At 61.4% G+C, this 18,984-nt stretch carries 17 protein-coding genes and 1 pseudogene; 7 read left to right on the forward strand and 11 right to left on the reverse strand.

Annotated features, from left to right (window positions below):
* Positions 1–25 precede the first annotated feature (25 nt).
* Entirely contained in the window at positions 26–2,662 is a 2,637-nt protein-coding gene (locus C4J93_RS12235) for a glucosidase (RefSeq protein ID WP_124429449.1), read from the forward strand.
* Positions 2,663–2,785: 123 nt separating this feature from the next.
* On the opposite strand, the gene C4J93_RS12240 is transcribed toward C4J93_RS12235, so the two are convergent.
* Complete coding sequence (locus C4J93_RS12240; RefSeq protein ID WP_005788868.1) at positions 2,786–3,100, reverse strand: SCP2 sterol-binding domain-containing protein; 315 nt, start codon at positions 3,098–3,100, stop codon at positions 2,786–2,788.
* Between the two features lie 56 nt (positions 3,101–3,156).
* Positions 3,157–3,867 (reverse strand): histidine phosphatase family protein, encoded by a 711-nt coding sequence (locus C4J93_RS12245; protein WP_124429450.1) that lies wholly within the window; start codon positions 3,865–3,867, stop codon positions 3,157–3,159.
* A 192-nt stretch (positions 3,868–4,059) separates the two neighbouring features.
* On the opposite strand from C4J93_RS12245, the gene sohB reads away from it, so the two are divergent.
* Positions 4,060–5,085, forward strand: coding sequence for a protease SohB (sohB, locus tag C4J93_RS12250; protein ID WP_124370507.1), 1,026 nt, complete (start codon positions 4,060–4,062; stop codon positions 5,083–5,085).
* Positions 5,086–5,226: 141 nt separating this feature from the next.
* Here the strand turns inward: sohB and dhaL are convergent, their stop codons facing one another.
* From dhaL to C4J93_RS12285, 7 genes are all read right to left on the reverse strand, one after another.
* Entirely contained in the window at positions 5,227–5,871 is a 645-nt protein-coding gene (gene dhaL, locus C4J93_RS12255) for a dihydroxyacetone kinase subunit DhaL (RefSeq protein WP_124429451.1), read from the reverse strand.
* Between the two features lie 3 nt (positions 5,872–5,874).
* Complete coding sequence (locus C4J93_RS12260) at positions 5,875–6,876, reverse strand: dihydroxyacetone kinase subunit DhaK (protein ID WP_124429452.1); 1,002 nt, start codon at positions 6,874–6,876, stop codon at positions 5,875–5,877.
* Between the two features lie 161 nt (positions 6,877–7,037).
* Positions 7,038–8,153 (reverse strand): zinc-binding dehydrogenase, encoded by a 1,116-nt coding sequence (locus C4J93_RS12265; RefSeq protein ID WP_124429453.1) that lies wholly within the window; start codon positions 8,151–8,153, stop codon positions 7,038–7,040.
* A 27-nt stretch (positions 8,154–8,180) separates the two neighbouring features.
* The gene (locus tag C4J93_RS12270; protein WP_124429454.1) at positions 8,181–8,936 is read right to left on the reverse strand and encodes an SDR family oxidoreductase; all 756 of its coding nucleotides are present in this window, start codon (positions 8,934–8,936) and stop codon (positions 8,181–8,183) included.
* 148 nt (positions 8,937–9,084) lie between these two features.
* Entirely contained in the window at positions 9,085–10,092 is a 1,008-nt protein-coding gene (locus tag C4J93_RS12275) for a substrate-binding domain-containing protein (RefSeq protein WP_124366823.1), read from the reverse strand.
* 34 nt (positions 10,093–10,126) lie between these two features.
* On the reverse strand, positions 10,127–11,104 hold the full coding sequence (locus tag C4J93_RS12280) for an ABC transporter permease (RefSeq protein WP_124429455.1): 978 nt from the start codon (positions 11,102–11,104) through the stop codon (positions 10,127–10,129).
* Positions 11,101–12,588, reverse strand: coding sequence for a sugar ABC transporter ATP-binding protein (locus C4J93_RS12285; RefSeq protein WP_124370514.1), 1,488 nt, complete (start codon positions 12,586–12,588; stop codon positions 11,101–11,103). Before C4J93_RS12285 ends, C4J93_RS12280 begins: the two co-directional genes overlap by 4 nt.
* A gap of 283 nt (positions 12,589–12,871) precedes the next feature.
* Here C4J93_RS12285 and rpiB point away from each other — a divergent pair, with 283 nt between their 5' ends.
* The 3 genes from rpiB (at position 12,872) to C4J93_RS12305 (ending at position 16,401) form a co-directional block, all read left to right on the forward strand.
* Complete coding sequence (rpiB, locus tag C4J93_RS12290) at positions 12,872–13,333, forward strand: ribose 5-phosphate isomerase B (RefSeq protein WP_124414546.1); 462 nt, start codon at positions 12,872–12,874, stop codon at positions 13,331–13,333.
* A 63-nt stretch (positions 13,334–13,396) separates the two neighbouring features.
* Positions 13,397–14,377, forward strand: coding sequence for a sugar-binding transcriptional regulator (locus C4J93_RS12295; protein ID WP_124362603.1), 981 nt, complete (start codon positions 13,397–13,399; stop codon positions 14,375–14,377).
* Positions 14,378–14,832: 455 nt separating this feature from the next.
* Entirely contained in the window at positions 14,833–16,401 is a 1,569-nt protein-coding gene (locus C4J93_RS12305) for a TerC family protein (RefSeq protein WP_124429457.1), read from the forward strand.
* Positions 16,402–16,474: 73 nt separating this feature from the next.
* On the opposite strand, the pseudogene C4J93_RS12310 reads toward C4J93_RS12305, so the two are convergent.
* Positions 16,475–16,711 (reverse strand): annotated as a pseudogene (locus tag C4J93_RS12310) (thioredoxin family protein); the annotation flags it as partial.
* A gap of 73 nt (positions 16,712–16,784) precedes the next feature.
* The gene (locus tag C4J93_RS12315) at positions 16,785–17,033 is read right to left on the reverse strand and encodes a hypothetical protein (protein ID WP_124362606.1); all 249 of its coding nucleotides are present in this window, start codon (positions 17,031–17,033) and stop codon (positions 16,785–16,787) included.
* 385 nt (positions 17,034–17,418) lie between these two features.
* Here C4J93_RS12315 and C4J93_RS12325 point away from each other — a divergent pair, with 385 nt between their 5' ends.
* Both C4J93_RS12325 and C4J93_RS12330 read left to right on the forward strand, forming a co-directional pair.
* Positions 17,419–18,267, forward strand: a complete 849-nt coding sequence (locus C4J93_RS12325; protein ID WP_124362608.1) for a transporter substrate-binding domain-containing protein — start codon at positions 17,419–17,421, stop codon at positions 18,265–18,267.
* 52 nt (positions 18,268–18,319) lie between these two features.
* Positions 18,320–18,982, forward strand: coding sequence for an amino acid ABC transporter permease (locus C4J93_RS12330; RefSeq protein WP_124362609.1), 663 nt, complete (start codon positions 18,320–18,322; stop codon positions 18,980–18,982).
* The last annotated feature ends 2 nt before the right edge of the window (positions 18,983–18,984 follow it).

An 18,984-nucleotide genomic window follows, 5' to 3' on the forward strand; every position in this document is an offset into this window, starting at 1 on the left:
CATCCGACCGGCGATGGAGGACTCAATGACGGCCGCACCTACACACCGACTGCTCGACACCCTCGAAGGTCAACGCCTGGCGACGGAGCATGCAGAAAGCTGGCGCGAGTGGGGGCCGTACCTGAGTGAACGCCAATGGGGCACCGTACGCGAGGACTACAGCGCCGACGGCGACGCCTGGGCCTATTTTCCCCATGAACATGCCCGCAGCCGCGCCTACCGGTGGGGCGAGGATGGCCTGGCCGGTTTCAGCGACAAGGCGCAACGCTGGTGCCTGGGCCTGGCGCTGTGGAACGAACGCGACGCGATCCTCAAGGAACGCCTGTTCGGCCTCGACAACGCCGAGGGCAACCACGGTGAAGACGTCAAAGAACTGTACTTTTTCGTCGATGGCGTGCCGAGCCATGCCTACATGCGCATGCTCTACAAATACCCCCATGAGGCATTTCCCTACGCCGACCTGATCGCCGAAAACGCCCGCCGTGGGTTGGCTGACGCTGAGTATGAAATCCTCGATACCGGCGTGTTTGACGATAACCGCTACTGCGACGTCAGCGTTGAGTACGCCAAGCATCAACCCGACGATATTTTCATGCGCATCACCGTGCACAACCGTGCCGAGCAGCCCACGCGCCTGCAGGTATTGCCCCAGCTGTGGGCGCGCAATGACTGGAGCTGGACCTTCGGCGCCCCCAAGCCCGGCTTGACCCTGGACGGTGACCGCGTGCGAGCGCGTCATCATGAGCTGGGCGACCGCCATCTCAGCGCCTGGGGCCAGGACAGCGTGGAATGGTTGTTTTGTGAAAACCTGACCAACGCCCCCAGGCTGGGTGGGCCGGCGGCGCCGGGGCCGTTCAAGGACGGTATCAACGATTACGTGGTCGGCGGTGTGCAAGACGCGATTCGCAGGGATACGGGCACCAAGGTGGCGGCGCGGTTCGTGCTGGAACTGGCAGGCGATGAGCGCAAAGTCCTGTACCTGCGCTTTGCCCCTGTGGACGCGCCCGAGGTCAACGCGCGCAAGCTGTTCGAACAGCGCCGCCAGGAGGCCGACGATTTCTACGCGGCGCTGCAACAGGGCATCGCCGACGACGATGCACGCAATGTGCAGCGTCAGGCCCTGGCCGGGTTGTTGTGGTCCAAGCAGTTGTACTATTTCGACGTGAACCAGTGGCTCGACGGCGACCCGGCCCAGCCCGCGCCGCCGCCCGAGCGCCTGCATCTGCGCAATACCCATTGGCGGCACCTGTCCAATTTCGACATTCTCTCCATGCCCGATACCTGGGAATACCCGTGGTATGCCTCGTGGGACCAGGGCTTTCAGGCGGTGGCGATGGCGCTGATCGATCCGGGCTACGCCAAGCAACAGCTGTTATTGCTGGTGAAGGACCGCTTCATGCACCCCAATGGCCAGTTGCCGGCTTATGAGTGGCGCTTCGACGATGCCAACCCACCCGTGCATGCCTGGGCCAGCTGGCGCGTGTATCAGCAGGACAAGGCGTTGACTGGTGTGGCCGACCTGGACTTCCTGGAGCGAATTTTCCACAAACTGCTGCTGAATTTTTCCTGGTGGGTCAACCGCAAGGACGCCGAGGGCCGCAACCTGTTCCAGGGCGGCTTCCTCGGGCTGGACAATATCGCCCTGTTCGACCGCTCTGCCGCGCTGCCGCCGGGCTATCAGCTGGACCAGGCGGACGGTACGGCGTGGGTGGCCGCCTATGCGCTGGACCTGATGCGCATCGCCCTGGAGCTGGCCAAGCGCAATGGCGTGTATGTGGATATCGCGGTGAAATTCTTCGAGCACTTCCTGTATATCGCCGGCGCCATCAACCGCGTCGACGACAGCGCCGACGGGCTGTGGGATGAGCAGGATCTGTTTTTCTACGACGTGCTGCACCGCCCCGATGGCGAGAGCGAACCGGTGCGCCTGCGTTCTCTTGTCGGGCTGATGCCGTTGTTCGCGGTGCTGGTGCTGGAGCAGCGCGAGCATGAAGGCCTGGCGGGCTTGCGCGAGCGGCTGTTGGGCTTCATGCACCATCGGCCGGATCTGGCCAGGCTGGTATCGCGTTGGAACGAACCGGGGCAGGGCAATCGGCTGCTACTGGCATTGCTGCGCGGCGAGCGCACCAAGGATTTGCTGCGGCGCATGCTGGATGACGATGAGTTCTTGTCGGCGTTTGGCGTGCGCTCCTTGTCCAAGGCCTTCGCCGAGCAGCCCCTGGCCTTGAAGATGAATGGCAACACCCTGTGCGCCAGTTACCAGCCCGGCGAATCCGACTCACGCTTGTACGGTGGCAACTCCAATTGGCGCGGGCCATTGTGGATGCCGGTCAACTACATGCTGATCGAGTCGCTGCGCGAATTTCATCGCTATTACGCGGATAACTTTTCGGTGGAGTACCCCAAGGGCAGCGGTTATCTGTCATCCCTGGAGGAAGTGGCCGACAGCCTCAGTCAGCGCCTGACCGGGTTGTTTCTAAGGGACGAAAATGGCCTGCGCCCGTCGATGGCGGCGTATGCGCAGTTGGAGGCGGACCCGCTCAGCCGTGACCTGGTGTTGTTCCATGAGTATTTTCATGGGGAAACTGGCAGGGGGCTGGGGGCGTCGCACCAGACAGGGTGGAGTGCGCTGGTGGCGTTGTTGCTGCAACCTAAAACTTAACGTGGGAGGGGGCTTGCTCCCGATAGCGGTGTCTCAGCCAGCTCACCTGTCACTGATACACCGCTATCGGGAGCAAGCCCCCTCCCACACTGGATCTTTATCTGACTCAGGATTGCCCTGGAATCAGGAAGGAAACAGCTCGCTCAGCTTCATGGCCAGCATCATGTCGCCTTCGGTGCGCAGTTTGCCGCCCATGAAGGCCTGCATGCCGTCGGTGGAGCCGTCGACAATGCCTTCCAGGGTTTCGCTGTCCATCACCAGGGTCACCTGGGCGTCCGGGTTTTCACCTTCCTGCAGTTCGCAGGTCTTGTCTTTGACTACCAGCGAAAAGTTCTTGGTGTCGTCGATACGGAAACCGAATACCAGGTCCAGGCCTTCGGCAGCGCTTGGGTTGAATTTGGCTTTCATTGCTTCTACGGCTTTAGCTACGTCAGTCATGGTTTCGATCCTTTAGGGTAGAGTCCAGTGACCTTGGGGTCACGGTTGGCCGCACTTCATCGGAAAGTGATGAACTGCGGCGCCTTCAACAGCTGCAAGTGGGTATGACTGTTGAAGGAAGCCAGTGCCACCTCGCGACCACGGAATTTCAGTTGGTTGAGCGAGGTGTTGACAATTTGCCAGTTCAGTTCGAATGCCTGGGCGGCCGGCATCCGAGTAATCAGGTGGAGCAGGGCGGTGATGGTGCCGCCGGAGGTAAATACCGCGATTTTCTGCGAGTTGTCGGCTGCTTCAAGGATGCGCTGCAAGCCGCCCTGGACACGCTCGACAAACCCCAGCCAGCTTTCCAGTCCCGGCGGGTCGTAGGTGCCGGCCAGCCAGCGCTCGATGATCAGGGCGAAGATGCGCTGGAATTCGCTGCGGTTCTGCGCACCATTGCGCAGGATGTGCACGGCGTCGGGTTCGGCGCCGAGCAAGTCGGGGAGCAGGCCGCGAATAATCGCCTCGCCGTCGAATTCGTTGAACGCGCTGTCGATTTCCAGCGGCGGAACCGGCAGGCCGAGGGCGCTGTATTGATCGAACGTGGCGGTGGCGGTGTGCTGCTGGCGGCGCAGGTCACCCGACAGGCAGCGATCGAACCTCAGCCCCAGGTCGGCCAGGTGGCGACCGAGTACCTGGGCTTGTTCCACGCCGACGGGCGACAAGACGTCATAGTCGTCTGCACCGAAGGAGGCCTGGCCATGTCGAATCAGATAGATGCTGCCCACGTCCGTTTTCCCGGTACGTTGAAAGTCCGGCGAGGTTATGAGGATGCCCGCGAGCTGTCAATGAAAAAACATACGCTTGTTTTAAAAGCCTGTTAGAGGTGCGCTGGTGGCGGTTTGGGCACTGGTCCGCGGGCATTGGCGCCGGTATGCTGGGCCATCCGCGCCTGGCGCAGTGCATTCTTAAGGAGACATATGGATTTTTTGGCCGAATATGCGAGCTTTCTGGCGAAGACCGTCACCCTGGTGGTCGCTATTCTGGTGGTGCTGATCAGCTTCGCGGCGCTGCGCAGCAAAGGGCGTCGCAAATCCGCTGGCCAGTTGCAGGTCAGCAAGCTGAACGATTTCTACAAGGGCTTGCGCGAGCGCCTGGAATCGAGCCTGCTTGACAAGGACCAGCTCAAGGCCCTGCGCAAATCCGAAAGCAAAGCCGAAAAAAAGCAGGGCAAGAAGAAGCCCGAGCCTAAGGCGCGGGTATTCGTGCTGGATTTCGACGGTGACATCAAGGCCTCCGCCACTGAAAGCCTGCGCCATGAAATCACCGCACTGCTGAGCCTGGCCACGCCCAAGGACGAAGTGGTGCTGCGCCTGGAAAGCGGCGGCGGCATGGTGCACAGCTACGGCCTGGCCTCTTCCCAACTGGCGCGCATTCGTCAAGCGGGTGTGCCATTGACCGTGTGCATCGACAAGGTCGCGGCCAGCGGCGGTTATATGATGGCGTGCATCGGCGAGAAGATCATCAGCGCCCCGTTCGCGATCCTCGGTTCCATCGGCGTGGTCGCGCAGTTGCCCAACGTCAACCGCTTGCTGAAAAAGCATGATATCGACTTCGAAGTGCTGACCGCCGGCGAATACAAACGCACGCTGACGGTGTTTGGCGAAAACACCGAGAAGGGGCGCGAGAAATTCCAGGAAGACCTGGACATCACGCACCAATTGTTCAAGAACTTCGTCTCGCGTTACCGCCCGCAGTTGGCGATTGACGAGGTAGCCACCGGAGAAGTGTGGCTGGGTGTCGCCGCCCTCGACAAGCAACTGGTCGACGAGCTGCAGACCAGCGACGAATACCTGGCCACCAAGGCCAAGACCGCCGAGGTGTTCCACCTGCACTACGCCGAGCGTAAAAGCCTGCAGGAGCGGGTAGGGCTGGCGGCCAGTGGTTCGGTGGACCGGGTGCTGCTGACCTGGTGGAGCCGGCTGACTCAGCAGCGGTTCTGGTAACCCGAGACTGCAAACACCGATCGATCGCTCCCACGCTCTGCGTGGGCGCGCATCCCGTGACGCTCTGCGTCACCCTCGCGCAGGCGGGACGCGGAGCGTCCAGGGCTGTATTCCCACGCGGAGCGTGGGAACGATCACCGGTCAGGCCAAGCGGGGCTGGATGGAATCCGCCAGCCGCGTGAGTATCAGGCAGCACGACACCGCCCCAGCATCCAGCGCCCCGAGCGATCGTTCACCCAGGCGGCTGGCCCTACCGATCTTCGCCACCAGGTCCCTGGTCGAATCACGCCCCTGGGAAGCAGCGCTCTTCATTGCTTCCAGCGCCGTATTGAACGAAGCCCCATCGGCATGCGCTCGCTCAAAGGCTTGCACCGCCGGAATCAGGGTGTCCATCAAACACTTGTCACCCACACCCGCCTCGGTAATGTCCTGCAACGACGTCAGGCCGCCGCGCAGCAAGCGGGCGAAGGTGGCGGCGTCAATGTCTTCACTGCCGCGCACTTCGTCGGCCATGCCGATAAACAGGCTGCCATACAGCGGGCCCATCGAGCCGCCGATGCCCTCCATCAGGCTCAGGGTCAGTTCGTCCAAGGCTGCCGCCAGGGTCAGTTGGCGACCTTCAAGCGCGCGCCCACAATGGGCGAAGCCCTTGGCCATGTTGATGCCGTGGTCACCGTCGCCAATCGCACCGTCGATTTCGCTGAGGTAGTCACGGTTGGCCACGATCACGCTGACCAGGTCGGCGACGATGGCGCTGCCGTCGTGGCTGGAAAAATGCTCACTCATGGTTCACTCCGCCTGGGTCATGCCGATGGAACGGCAGGGTTGGTCGATCAGGGTTTTCAGCTCCGCGTCCAGGCCGAGCAGGGTCAGGGTTACGCCCATCATTTCCAGGGAGGTGAAGTAGTTGCCGACATAGCAGCGGTGAATCTTCAAACCCTTGGCCGTGAGCTGGCGTTCCACCTCGGCATAGAACACGTACAGTTCCATCACCGGCGTGGCGCCGAGACCGGAGACCAGCACCACCACGCTGTCGTCCTGGCTGAAGTCGCGGTCTGCGAGGATGGGGGCGAGCATGCGCTCGGCCATGGCGGCGGCGGATTCGATGGGAATCACTTCGATGCCCGGTTCGCCATGATGGCCGATGCCCAGTTCCATCTGGCCGTCGGGGATCTGGAAGTTCGGCTTGCCCACTGCGGCGATGGTGCAGGGCGTGAGGCCGATGCCGATCGAGCGACAGTGGTCGACGGTTTTCTGCGCGACGCGAATCACGCCGTCCAGGTCGTAATGCTGGGCGGCGGCGGCTCCGCCGATCTTCCACATGAAGATTTCCCCGGCCACCCCACGACGCTTGGCGATTTCCGCCTGGGGCGCGGAGGCGACGTCGTCGTTGGCGACCACGGTGCGAATACGCATGTCTTTGCTGGCGGCCATTTTCATCGCCAGCTTCACGTTCATGTTGTCACCCGCGTAGTTGCCGTACAGGCAGGCCACGCCCGCGCCATGGTCGGCGGCGCGGAAGGCGTCGAAAAAGCTCTTGGCGGTAGGCGAGGAGAAAATCTCACCGACCGCCACCGCATCCACCAGGCCCGGGCCGACGTAGCCGAGAAAGGCCGGTTCATGCCCGGAGCCACCGCCGGTGACGATGCCGACACGGCCCTGGGCCGAGGGTTTGGCCTTGACGATGACCCGTGGGTTGGCTTCGTACTGGCGCAGTTCAGGGTGCGCGACCAGGACGCCGCGCAGCATGTCTTCGACCACTTGGTCCGGATCGTTGATGACTCGATTCATAACGCGGGTTCCTGTTTTTTTATTGGTTCACCGCTATCCGGTGTGGGAGGGGGCTTGCTCCCGATAGCGGTGGTTCAGTAATAGATGTGCTGACTGTCACACCGCCATCGGGGGCAAGTCGAATCGTCGCACCGCCCCTCCCACATGGATCTGTGGTGTGCTTAAGGCTCAAGTACCACCTTGAGCGACTTGTCGCCACGCTCCATCACCGCAAACGCTTCCTTGAAATCCGCCAGCGCAAACTTGTGGGTTACCACATCGCGCATGTCTATCTTGCGGCTGCCGATAAAATCGATGGCGCGCGGGTACATATACGGCCCCAGGTGTGAGCCGAGAATATCGAGCTCCTTGCGGTCGCCGATGATCGACCAATCCACCGTGGCTTCATCATTGAACACGCTGAATTCAACAAAACGTCCCAATTTGCGCAGCATCGCCAGGCCCTGGTTCACTGCCTTGTGGTGCCCGGTGGCTTCGATATAGATGTCGCAGCCGTAGCCATCGGTGATCGCGCGGATTTTCGCCAGCACATCGACTTCGGCCGGGTTCCATACTTCATCGGCGCCCATGCGCAGGGCCAGGGCGGCGCGTTCGGGTTTCATGTCCAGCACGATGAGTTTTTTCGGGTTGCGCAAACGCACCGCGCCGATGATGCCCAGGCCCAGAGTGCCGGCCCCGGCGACCACGACGATGTCGTCGTGGTCGACATCGGCGCGTTCCGCCGCGTGCAGCGAGCAGGCCAGGGGTTCGATCAGGATCGCTTCATCCGGGGCGATGGATTCCGGCACCTTATGGATGATGCCTTCCTTGGTGAAAATCATGTACTGGGCCATGGCGCCCTGCACATTGTTCTGGAAGCCGTAGAGGTCATGCTTCTGGCACATCCAGTATTGGCCGTGGTTGCAGAACCGGCAGCCCCAGCACGGCACGATCTGCTCGGAAATCACCCGCTCACCGACCGCCACGCCGCGTTTTTTCGCGCCAGGGCCAAGGGCAACCACACGGCACACGAATTCATGCCCGGGGATCATCGGCGGTTTCACGTAGCGCGGTTGCTCGGCATCGCCCCAGAACGACGGCGCGCCGCGATAGGTCTTGATGTCGCCCATGCAGATGCCGCACAGCTCGACCTTGGTGAGAATTTCATCAGGCCCGGGTGTGGGCACGTCGACGGTTTCCAGGCGGTAGTCTTCCGGGCCATGGCACACCACGGCCTGCATGGTTTTCGGGATGACTGGAGCGAGTTGTTCAGCACTGCGTTCGGTAACGGTGGACATGACAAACCCTCACGACATAAAGATGAATTACTGAATGCTGTAGCCGCCGTCGATCAGCATATTGGCGCCGGTGATCATCTGCGCGGCATCGCTGAGCAGGTACAGCGCCAGCCCGGCGATCTCCTCGGGCTGGGCGAAACGTCCCGCCGGGATCTGCGCCTTGGCCCGTTCGCCCACTGCTCCGGCCCAGGCTTGCTTGCCCAGGGCGGTCTCGACGATGGTAGGGGAGATGGCGTTGACGTTGATCTGCGGCGCCCACTCCATGGCCAATACCTTGGTCATGCCGACAATGGCGGCCTTGCTCGCGCAGTAGGCGACGTGGCGGTCCAGGCCGATCACGGCAGCCTGGGAGGCGAGGTTGACGATGCGCCCGCTGCCCTGGGCCAGCATGTGGCGGGCGCAGGCCTGGGCCACGAAGAAGCTGGCCTTGAGGTTGATATCCAGGGTGGTGTCCCAGGCGCTTTCGCTGACCTCGACGGCCTTGTCCAGCAACACCACGCCGGCGCTGTTGACCAGGTAATCCAGGCGTTGGAAGTGTTCGAAAACGTGATCGATGGTGGGTTGTATCTGGCCGATCTGGCCGAGGTCGACGGCAATGCCCAGATGCCCGGCACCGAGGCGGGCGGCCACCTCGACCACTGCCGGGTCGCGGTCCAGCAGCGCCACGCGTGCACCACGTTCCGCCAGCAGGGTGGCGCAGGCCAGGCCGATGCCGGCGGCGCCCCCGGTGATCACGGCGCAACGGCCGCTGAGGTCGAAGGCTTGGTTCCAGAAACCTGACATGAATGACTCCTCTTTCAATAACGCTGGAGATCCAATGTGGGAGGGGGCTTGCTCCCGATGGCGGTGTAACAGTGATAAATCAGGCGACTGACACACCGCTATCGGGAGCAAGCCCCCTCCCACAGTTGACTGCATTTCAAGTCAATAACTACTTACCGCCACTGACCTGCTTGTACAGCGCATCGGCGTTGGCATTCGTGACCGGCACCCATGGCAGGATGTAGTTCTTGGCCGTGCCATCCCCCCATTTCACGTCGTTGCCGTAGCGCGCCCAGATCACCGATTGCGGCTTGTAGTCCTTGCCGGCCAATGCGCGCAACGCCACGTCCAGCGCACCCTGGGACTGGGCCTGGGCATCCTGGAGGAAGGTGGTGACTTCGTCTTTTTTCGCCGCCTGGATCGCATCCGGCATGCCGTCGATGGAGGTGACGGGCACGTCCTTGGAAGTCAGCCCATGGGACTTCAACGCCTGTACCGCACCGAGGGCCATGTCGTCGTTCTGGGCGATGACGCCATTGATGCCTTTGGGGTGAGCGTTCAGCCAGTCTTCGGTAAGGGTCAGCGCCTGGGCGCGGTCCCAGTTGGCGGTTTTTTTCTCGATGATCTTGATGTCCGGGTGTTTGCCCAGCACTTCCAGTTCGCCCTTTTCCCGGTCGATCTGTGCCGACTGGCCAATCGGGCCCTGGATGATCACCACGTTGCCCTTGCCATTGAGCTTGTCGACCATGGCCTGGGCCTGCAGGCGGCCGCCTTCGACATCGTCGTTACCCACATACGGCACGTTGGCATCGGCTACTTTCGTATTGGAGGCGATGACCACCACGTCGTTGCTCATGGCGGCTTTCACCGTGCCGACGCCGGCCTTGGTGTCGATGGGTACGAACAGGATGGCGTCGTAGCGCTGGGTCACCATGTTTTCGATCTGGTTGTTCTGCGTCAGCGCGTCGTAGTTGCCGTCGAACACGGTCAATTGCACGGTGCCGTCCTTGACCGCAGGGTGTTCCTTGAGCTCGCGGACCCAGTTCTGCATGAACTGGCCCTTGAGGCCGTAGACGGCGGCGCCGATCTTGTAGGTTTTGCCATCGGCGGCCAGGGCGATACTGCTGGCCAGCAGGGTAAAGGTCGCCGCAGCGGCCAAGGTGGTACCCAGTTTCATAAGTAGAACTCCGGTTATTGTTGTGGGTCGTTCTCTAGCGTTTTTTCTTGCGCCACACGTCGATCAGTACTGCAAACACGATGATCAGGCCCTTGGCGACCTGCTGGTAATAGGAGGACACGCCGAGCAGGTTCAGCCCGTTGTTGATCACGCCGATCAACAGCGCGCCGAACAATGTGCCGACGATGCTGCCGGTACCGCCCGACAGGCTGGTACCCCCGATCACCACGGCGGCAATCGCATCCAGCTCATAGGAAACCCCGGCCTGGGGCAGGGCGGAGGTGGTGCGCGCCGACAGCACCACGCCGGCCAGTCCCGCCAGCAGGCCCGACACCACATACACCGAGAACAGCACCTTGCGCACACCGATACCGGAGGTGCGCGCGCTTTTTTCATTGCCGCCCACCGCGTACACATAGCGCCCGTACGTGGTGTAGCGCAGCACCATCCAGAAGATCAGTGCGACCACTGCGAAGATGATGATCGGCACGCCAATCGGGCCGATCTTGCCGATGCCCAGCGCCAGGTAGGCGTCAGGCAGGTCGGTGATCGGGCTGCCGTCGTTGAGGATGAAGGTCATGCCGCGGGCAATGCTGAGCATGCCGAGGGTGGCCACGAACGGCGGGATCGACAGGTTGGCGACCATGAAGCCGTTGACCACGCCGAGCATCGCCCCAGCGAACATCCCCGCGCTGACCGCCGCCAGCAGGCCATAGCCCTGGGTCGCGACCATGGCGCTGCACAGCCCGGCAAACGCCAGGATCGAGCCCACCGAGAGGTCAATGCCCTTGGTCAGGATCACATAGGTCATGCCCACGGCAAGGATGCCGTTGATGGAGGTCTGGCGCAGGATGTCCATCCAATTGCGCCAGGTCATGAAGTACTCGCTGGAAAACGCCATCACCACGCACAGCAAGATAAACACCAGCGGCAGGCCGAAGCGGTCGAGGGACAGGCGCACGCGGTTGCGCGGTGCGGCGGTAACGGGCGCAACAATCGTTTTGGCATTCATGAGGCAAGACTCAACAAGGCTTCCTGGGAAAGGGCGGTGTCGCTGCTGATGGTCACCAGCCGGCCGCCCTTGAAGACGGCGATGCGATCGCTCAAGTGCAGCAGCTCCGGGGCTTCCGACGACACCACGATGGCCGCGCCCCCGGCGCGTACGAACTGGTCGAGCAAGTGGTAGATCTCTTGCTTGGCGCCTTCATCGATGCCCCGGGTCGGTTCATCGCAGAGCAGGCAGATCGGTTCGGTGGACAAGCATTTGGCGAGCACCACTTTCTGCTGGTTGCCACCGCTCATGGAGGCCACCGGCAGGTCCAGGGAACTGGTCTTGATCTGCAGGCGCTTGACCATGTTTTCAGCCAATTGGGTTTCCTTGCGTGCGTTGATCAGCGACCAGCTCGACAAGCGCTTGTAAGCCGACAGCGCAATATTGGAAAGAATGCTGCCGGTGAGCACCAGGCCGCTGTCCTTGCGGTCTTCGGTGACCAGCGACATGCCGGCGTTGATGGTCGCCTTGGGCAGCCCGACAGGCATGGGCTTGCCTTGCAGGGTGACGCTGCCGGAGTCCGGCGTGGTCAGGCCGTAGATGCAATTGAGGAATTCGCTGCGCCCCGAACCCATCAGGCCGTAGATGCCGAGGATTTCGCCCTGGCGCAGTTGCAGGCTGATGTCGTGAAATTCGCCGTTGCGGCTCAGGTTGTCGACTTGCAGGCAGGTGGCGGCGGCGCACTCACGGCCGACCTTGTGGTCGATCCGCGTCAGCTCCTGGCCGACGATGCCGCGCACCAGGTGGTTGCGGTCGATATCGGCCATGCGTCCGCTTTCCACAAAGGCGCCGTCGCGAAAGATGCTGTAGTCGTCGGCGATCTGCGCCAACTCGCTCAGGCGGTGCGACACGTACACAATGCCCGCGCCGCGTGCAGTGAGGCGGCGAATCGCCTTGAACAGGGTTTCTGCCTCGCGCTCGCCGATGGCCGAGGTGGGTTCGTCCATGATCATCACCTGGCAGTCATGGCTGAACGCCTTGGCGATTTCCACCAGTTGGATCTGCGCCACGCTCAAGCGGTGCATGGGGCTGGTGGGGTCGACGTCGAACTCCAGGCCTTCGAGTAGCTCGCGGGTGCGGCGGTTGAGGGCCTTGCTGTCGACAATGCAGCCGGCGCGGCGCGGTTCGCGGCCCAGCCAGATATTTTCGGCGACGCTCATGTAGGGAATGGGTTCCAGCTCCTGGGTGATCATCGCGATCCCCGCCGCCAAGGCTTCGCTCGGGCGGTTGAACTGCACGGCAACGCCATTGAGCAGGATACTGCCGGCGTCGCGCGGGGTGATGCCCATCAGGATACTCAGGAAGGTCGACTTGCCGGCGCCGTTGCCGCCACACAGGGCATGCACGCTGCCGGCCCGCAGAGAGAGGCGCCCGTCACGCAGGGCAGGGACCCCGGCGTAAGCCTTGGCGACGTGTTCAGCCTGGAGCAGTAATGGCGTGGCCATCGGCGTGTCCTCGTGCTGTTAATTCTTATTAGGTCGCACAGTCATGTTTCGCTGTGAGCATATGTGTACCAAATGAAATTCTGATCAGTCAATCTCTTTCACTTGAAAGCGATGATTCTCATCTTGCGTGGTGGTATTGGCTTTTAATGCCGCATTAGCGGGAGCCTGAATAAAAACGAGCTTGACAGATCAGCCCATATGCCCGAGAAATGCCTGAGCGAAATTTCATTGAGTGATCATATGATCAGTCGTAAGTACGATGACGGCAGCGGAGCCAGACGCCATGAACACACCTTTCCCGGTGGCTATCGGATGCGATGAAGCGGGCTTTGAGCTCAAGGAATTGTTGAAGCGGCATATCGAAGCGCTGGGTTACCCGGTGACCGATTTCGGCACGCATTCCACCGCTCCGGTGCTGTACCCGGACATTGCTCTGGCGGTGGCCAATGCCATCACCGCTGGGCAGCAGCGTCTCGGCGTGCTGGTTTGTGGCACCGGGATCGGCATGGCTATTTCCGCCAACAAAGTGTTCGGCATTCGTGCGGCCCAGGCCCACGACACCTACTCGGCCGAGCGTGCGCGCAAGAGCAACGATGCGCAGATCCTGTCCATCGGCGCGCGGGTCATCGGCATTGAACTGGCCAAGAGCGTCGTCACCGCGTTCCTGGCCTCGGAGTTCGAGGCTGCGCGCTCGGGGGCCAAGGTCGAGCGCATCAATGCGATCGAGCGCGATGGGCATCAATAGTGGACGGCGCGGGGCAAGAGTCGGGAGAATGCGCCTTTGACGCCGAAACGGAAGCCCGTCCCCATGAGTGACAGTAGCCAGCGCATGGCCAGCGATATCGATCAGATGACCGAAGTGGCGATGCTCTATTACCTCGAGAACGTCACTCAGGAGGCTATCGCCAAGCGCTTCGACCTGTCGCGGGCCAAGGTCAGCCGCTTGCTCAAGCGGGCACGCGATGAAGGCATTGTCGAGGTGCGGGTGTTGCAGCACCCGGCGATGAACAACGAGCTGGAGCGGGCGCTGGTCGAGCGCTTCAAGCTGGATCGCGCGTTGATCGCGGTCGATCACAGCGACCCGGACACCCAGCGCTCGGCCGTCGCCAGCCTGGTGGCCAATTACCTGAATAAAACCCTGGGCGACGGCATGATCGTCGCGGTGGGCATGGGGCGTAACGTCGGCGCGGTGGCTGACAACGTCTTTCTGCCAGTGACGCGCAACTGCACGTTTGTCTGCGCCATCGGCGGTTCGCTCAAGGCCGGCGAGTACATGAACCCCGACCATATCTGCCGGCGCCTGGCCCTGCGCTTTGGCGGTGAAAGTGAAAGCCTGTACGCCCCGGCGCTGGTGGCCAACCCGGAACTGCGCGGTGTGTTGATCAATAACGACACGGTGCGCTCGACCCTGGACCGCGCGCGCCGCGCCGATATTGCCTTGATCGGCATCGGCGACATGAGCGAAAACAGCAACATGGTGCGCATGGGCTGGTTCTCGCCCCAGGAAATCGCCCAGGCACGCTTGTCCGGCACGGTGGGCGACATGATGGGTTACGACTTTATCGATATCCACGGCCAGCCGGCGGTCAACGCCATCCAGGGGCGGGTCATCGGCCTGACGGTGCAGGAACTGTTCCGCATTCCGGACGTGGTGGCGATTGCCAGTGAGAATACGAAGGCGGCAGCGACCTTGGGGGCGTTGCGATCGGGGGTGATCAATACCCTGGCAACGACCGTCACCAATGCTCACACCATCCTCGCGCTGGATGATGCCACCCGAAAATCCTGACACGCCGCAGATCAAAATGTGGGAGGGGCTTGCCCCCGATTGATCGTTCCCACGCTCCGCGTGGTAACGCCGCTCGGGACGCTCCGCGTCCCGCCAACGTCCGGTGACGCAGAGCGTCACGGGCTGCATTCCCACGCGGGAGCGTGGGCACGATCTTGACAGATGCGCTCACTGGCACACCGCCATCGGGAGCAAGCCCACTCCCACATGGGTTTTGTGTGAGTTTTTAGGACAGGTTTTGTAATAGTTTTGCATTGTAGGCAAATCGTATTTGGGCTGTAGGATTCAAGTCCTTTCGTTACCTCAGGACTTGCATGAACACCCTCTCGGAGCCTCCCAGTCGTCTTTCCCCAAGACCCCCGCCCAAGCACCCCATATTGCATCGACTAACCTTGTCCCGGTCCATTGACCGCGCTTTGCCGTGCCCGGCATTCTTGAATACAGAGACTCTATAAATGGAATGGTTAGCGGATCCAACGGCCTGGCTCGGCCTGGCGACCTTGATTGTGCTGGAACTGGTGCTGGGTATCGACAACCTGGTGTTTATCGCGATCCTGGCGGACAAGCTGCCGCCGGAGCAGCGCGACCGTGCGCGGCTGATCGGCTTGTCCCTGGCCCTGCTGATGCGCCTGGGCCTGCTGGCAAGTATTTCCTGGTTGGTGACGCTGACCCAGCCGCTGTTCGAAGTGTTCGACAAAAGCTTCTCCGGCCGTGACCTGATTATGCTGTTCGGCGGTGTGTTCCTGTTGTTCAAGGCCACCATGGAGTTGCATGAGCGCCTGGAAGGGCATGTGGCCCAGCATAAGGGCAATGTGGCTTACGCAATGTTCTGGCCGATCGTGGCGCAGATCGTGGTGCTCGACGCGGTGTTCTCCCTCGATGCGGTGATTACCGCCGTGGGCATGGTCGATGAGCTGGCGGTGATGATGATCGCGGTGATCGTGTCCATCGGCCTGATGATCGTGGCGAGCAAGCCGCTGACCCGCTTCGTCAACGCACACCCGACCGTGATCATGCTCTGCCTGGGCTTCCTGATGATGATCGGCTTTGCGCTGACTGCCGAAGGCCTGGGCTTCCATATTCCCAAAGGCTACCTGTACGCGGCGATCGGCTTCTCGATCCTGATTGAAGTGTTCAACCAGATCGCCCGTTCGCGGCGCAAGAAATCGGCCCAAGGCGTATTACCAGTGCGCGAGCGTACGGCCCACGCAGTGATGCGCTTGCTCGGCGGTCGCAGCCTGGCGGTGGAAGAGGTGGGTGAAGAGGTCGCCGACCTGCTGGGCGAGGTGGATACTGCGCAAGGCCCGCTGTTCGACCGACGCGAACGGGTGATGATCAGCGGTGTGCTGCAACTGGCCGAACGGCCGATCCGCACGATGATGACGCCACGGGCCAAGGTTGACTTTATCGACCTGGCGGACGATCCCGAGAGTATTCGCCTCAAATTGATGCATTCGTCCTACTCGCGACTGCCGTTGATCCGTAACGGAGCGGTGGATGAGCCCCTGGGCTTTGTGCACAAAAAGGAATTGCTCAAGGAGTATCTGGCCGGCAACGAGCCGAACCTTGAGCATCTGGCGCGTCGGGCGATCAACCTGCTGGAGAGCTTTTCGATCCTCAATGCCCTGGAGCAGATGCGTCAGGAATCCACCCACATCGCCTTTGTGATCAACGAATTCGGCGACTTCATGGGGGTGTTGAGCATGACCGACATCCTCGAGTCCATCGCCGGTGAATTGCCGGACGCCAGCGAAATCGAGGGGCCGGATATCGTCGAGGAGGGTGACGGATTTCGCGCCAGTGGCGCCTTGAATCTGAGCCAGGTCGGTCAGCGCACGGGCTTCAAGGCGGCGGCTACCGAGGATTATCAAACGCTGGCTGGCCTGCTGATGAGCCTGCTCGATCGTCTGCCTGTGGTGGGCGATAGCCTGGAATATGAGGGCTGGCGATTAACGGTGGCTGCGGTTGAAGAGCGGCGGGTGACCCAGGTGGTTTTGCGGCCTTGCTCCGGTCAAAGCGCATGAATAGCGCGTGCACGAACTGCTGTTGCTCCTCCACGGGGCCGAAACCCTTGTGCAGTTCCACCCTGTTGCCGCGCTCGTAGACCAGCAGCGTTGGCGTACCGGTAACGTCAGGGTGCCTTGGGGTGTGCGCGCAATCGAGCACCATGCGCACGATCCACGGATGTTGCCAGGCAACCTGTTCGAATAACGGGACTGCGCTGGCGCAGGCAGGGCAGTGCTCTGAAACGAACAGGATGAAGACCGGGCGCGGTGTGTTCAGCACGCGCTGGAAGTCCTTGGCGCTGGAAATTGTTCGCGTGGCTGCGCCCATGGTGATCTCCTGCCGCTAGCGTGGGTGTGTGGCAACGCTAAGCCGCTGGCTCACCCGCGTCTACTGTCAACCTTCACAGGTCCGGCCCACGCTCCAGCCGTTCCCGTGCCTTGCGCGCCTGGCTTGCGCACTTGCGGTATTCCTCATTGTCTCGGGCCGCTTTGGCGTCGCGGTAGTCATGGTGGTTCTGGCTGGTGTAGTTGGTGTCGAAGGCTTCCTTGAGTTTTTGCAATTCTTCCTTGCAGTCGCGGCGGTCGTTGCTGGCCAGGGCGTTGCCGGCCAGCAACGTGCCAATGATCAACAGGCTAAGGCTAAGCTTCATCAGGGCGGGATCCTTGTAGGAGCGAGCTTGCTCGCGAAAATCGTCAACGATAACGCGGGCAGCCTGCTTCTACCGGGTGGCTGGGCGTTCTTCGCGAGCAAGGGCTAGCCGCCCGCCTCGCTCCTACAGGCTAGCGCATCACATTGAATCTTCCATTTGCCCAGTGTTGGTGCGCAGTAACACTGTGTGAGGTCATGCGTAGCAGTGCACCGCAAAGTAATGGCGCGACGCCCTTACGGCATTGATGACTATCTCACTGATACCGATAGAGTTTTCCTACAGCATATTTTTCTTACCACGCCTATGGCACACTTTCTGCTGTCTATTCCGTTGTTACATACTAAGTTCCGGTATAGCGGAATACACAACTCCTGGAGTGCTTGTCATGCATCACCGACCTTCCGTGTTCAAAGCGTGTGTTTTTCTCTTCGCCGCATCGGCTACCGTTGCCAGCCTCGCGCAGGCAGCGGACAGCAAGCTCGATGATGTGCTCAAGCGTGGGCACCTCATCGTGGGTACAGGCAGTACCAATGCGCCGTGGCACTTCCAGGGAGCGGATGGCAAGTTGCAGGGGTTTGATATCGACATCGGCCGCATCGTGGCCAAGGGCTTGTTCAACGACCCGAGCAAGGTCGAGTACGTGGTGCAGTCTTCCGACGCGCGTATTCCCAATCTGCTGACCGACAAGGTCGACATGAGCTGCCAGTTCATCACCGTCACCGCCAGCCGTGCGCAGCAAGTGGCCTTCACCCTGCCGTATTACCGCGAAGGCGTGGGCCTGCTGCTGCCGAACAACAGCAAGTACAAGGAAATCGAAGACCTGCAGGCGGCCGGCGATGGTGTCACCGTGGCCGTGCTGCAGAACGTGTATGCCGAAGAATTGGTCCATCAGGCGCTGCCCAAGGCCAAGGTCGATCAGTACGACAGCGTCGACCTGATGTACCAGGCCGTGAACTCTGGTCGCGCCGATGCCGCCGCCACCGATCAGTCTTCGGTCAAATACCTGATGGTGCAAAACCCCGGCCGCTACCGCAGCCCGGCCTACGCCTGGAGCCCGCAGACCTACGCGTGCGCGGTCAAGCGTGGCGACCAGGACTGGCTGAACTTCGTCAATACCGCGCTGCATGAGGCCATGACCGGCGTTGAATTCCCCGCCTACAAGGCGTCGTTCAAGCAATGGTTCGGCGTGGACCTGCCAGAGCCGGCGATTGGTTTTCCTGTGGAATTCAAGTGATCCAGAACAATCGGGGCGTGCTTGACGGCGCCCCACTCAGGTACTGCCGACCATGAACTATCAGTTGAACTTTGCCGCCGTATGGCGTGATTTCGACACCTTGCTGGCGGGGCTCGGCCTGGGCCTGCAGTTGGCTTTGCTGTCGATCGCCATCGGCTGCGTGATCGGCCTGCTGATGGCGTTTGCCATGCTGTCCAGGCACCGGGCGTTGCGTGTGTTCGCTTCGGTGTATGTGACAGTGGTTCGCAATACGCCGATCCTGGTGCTGATCCTGTTGATCTATTTTGCCTTGCCGTCGCTGGGGATCCGCCTGGATAAAATCCCCTCGTTCATCATCACCTTGTCGCTGTACGCCGGGGCTTATCTGACCGAAGTGTTCCGCGCCGGGCTGTTGAACATTCCCAAGGGCTTGCGCGAAGCCGGATTGGCGATCGGCCTGGGTGAGTGGCGTATACGCGCGTATATCACCGTGCCGGTGATGCTGCGCAACGTGCTGCCGGCGCTGTCGAACAACTTTATCTCGCTGTTCAAGGACACCTCCCTGGCCGCTGCGATTGCGGTGCCGGAGCTGACTTATTACGCCCGCAAGATCAACGTCGAAAGCTACCGGGTGATCGAAACCTGGCTGGTGACGACGGCGCTCTACGTGGCCGCCTGTTACCTCATTGCCATGCTGCTCCGTTACCTGGAACAGCGTCTGGCGATCCGTCGTTAAGG

Source organism: Pseudomonas sp. R2-37-08W (assembly GCF_003851705.1).
Taxonomy (GTDB): Bacteria; Pseudomonadota; Gammaproteobacteria; order Pseudomonadales; family Pseudomonadaceae; genus Aquipseudomonas.

Bases quoted from the DNA above. Each gene is read 5' to 3' on its own strand.
- C4J93_RS12235 (WP_124429449.1), top strand. From the start codon at position 26: ATGACGGCCGCACCTACACACCGACTGCTCGACACCCTCGAAGGTCAA.
- C4J93_RS12305 (WP_124429457.1), top strand. From the start codon at position 14,833: ATGGAATGGTTAGCGGATCCAACGGCCTGGCTCGGCCTGGCGACCTTG.
- C4J93_RS12285 (WP_124370514.1), bottom strand. From the start codon at position 12,588: ATGGCCACGCCATTACTGCTCCAGGCTGAACACGTCGCCAAGGCTTAC.
- sohB (WP_124370507.1), top strand. From the start codon at position 4,060: ATGGATTTTTTGGCCGAATATGCGAGCTTTCTGGCGAAGACCGTCACC.
- C4J93_RS12240 (WP_005788868.1), bottom strand. From the start codon at position 3,100: ATGACTGACGTAGCTAAAGCCGTAGAAGCAATGAAAGCCAAATTCAAC.
- C4J93_RS12295 (WP_124362603.1), top strand. From the start codon at position 13,397: ATGAGTGACAGTAGCCAGCGCATGGCCAGCGATATCGATCAGATGACC.
- C4J93_RS12275 (WP_124366823.1), bottom strand. From the start codon at position 10,092: ATGAAACTGGGTACCACCTTGGCCGCTGCGGCGACCTTTACCCTGCTG.
- C4J93_RS12330 (WP_124362609.1), top strand. From the start codon at position 18,320: ATGAACTATCAGTTGAACTTTGCCGCCGTATGGCGTGATTTCGACACC.
- C4J93_RS12265 (WP_124429453.1), bottom strand. From the start codon at position 8,153: ATGTCCACCGTTACCGAACGCAGTGCTGAACAACTCGCTCCAGTCATC.
- dhaL (WP_124429451.1), bottom strand. From the start codon at position 5,871: ATGAGTGAGCATTTTTCCAGCCACGACGGCAGCGCCATCGTCGCCGAC.
- C4J93_RS12325 (WP_124362608.1), top strand. From the start codon at position 17,419: ATGCATCACCGACCTTCCGTGTTCAAAGCGTGTGTTTTTCTCTTCGCC.
- rpiB (WP_124414546.1), top strand. From the start codon at position 12,872: ATGAACACACCTTTCCCGGTGGCTATCGGATGCGATGAAGCGGGCTTT.
- C4J93_RS12270 (WP_124429454.1), bottom strand. From the start codon at position 8,936: ATGTCAGGTTTCTGGAACCAAGCCTTCGACCTCAGCGGCCGTTGCGCC.
- C4J93_RS12315 (WP_124362606.1), bottom strand. From the start codon at position 17,033: ATGAAGCTTAGCCTTAGCCTGTTGATCATTGGCACGTTGCTGGCCGGC.
- C4J93_RS12260 (WP_124429452.1), bottom strand. From the start codon at position 6,876: ATGAATCGAGTCATCAACGATCCGGACCAAGTGGTCGAAGACATGCTG.
- C4J93_RS12280 (WP_124429455.1), bottom strand. From the start codon at position 11,104: ATGAATGCCAAAACGATTGTTGCGCCCGTTACCGCCGCACCGCGCAAC.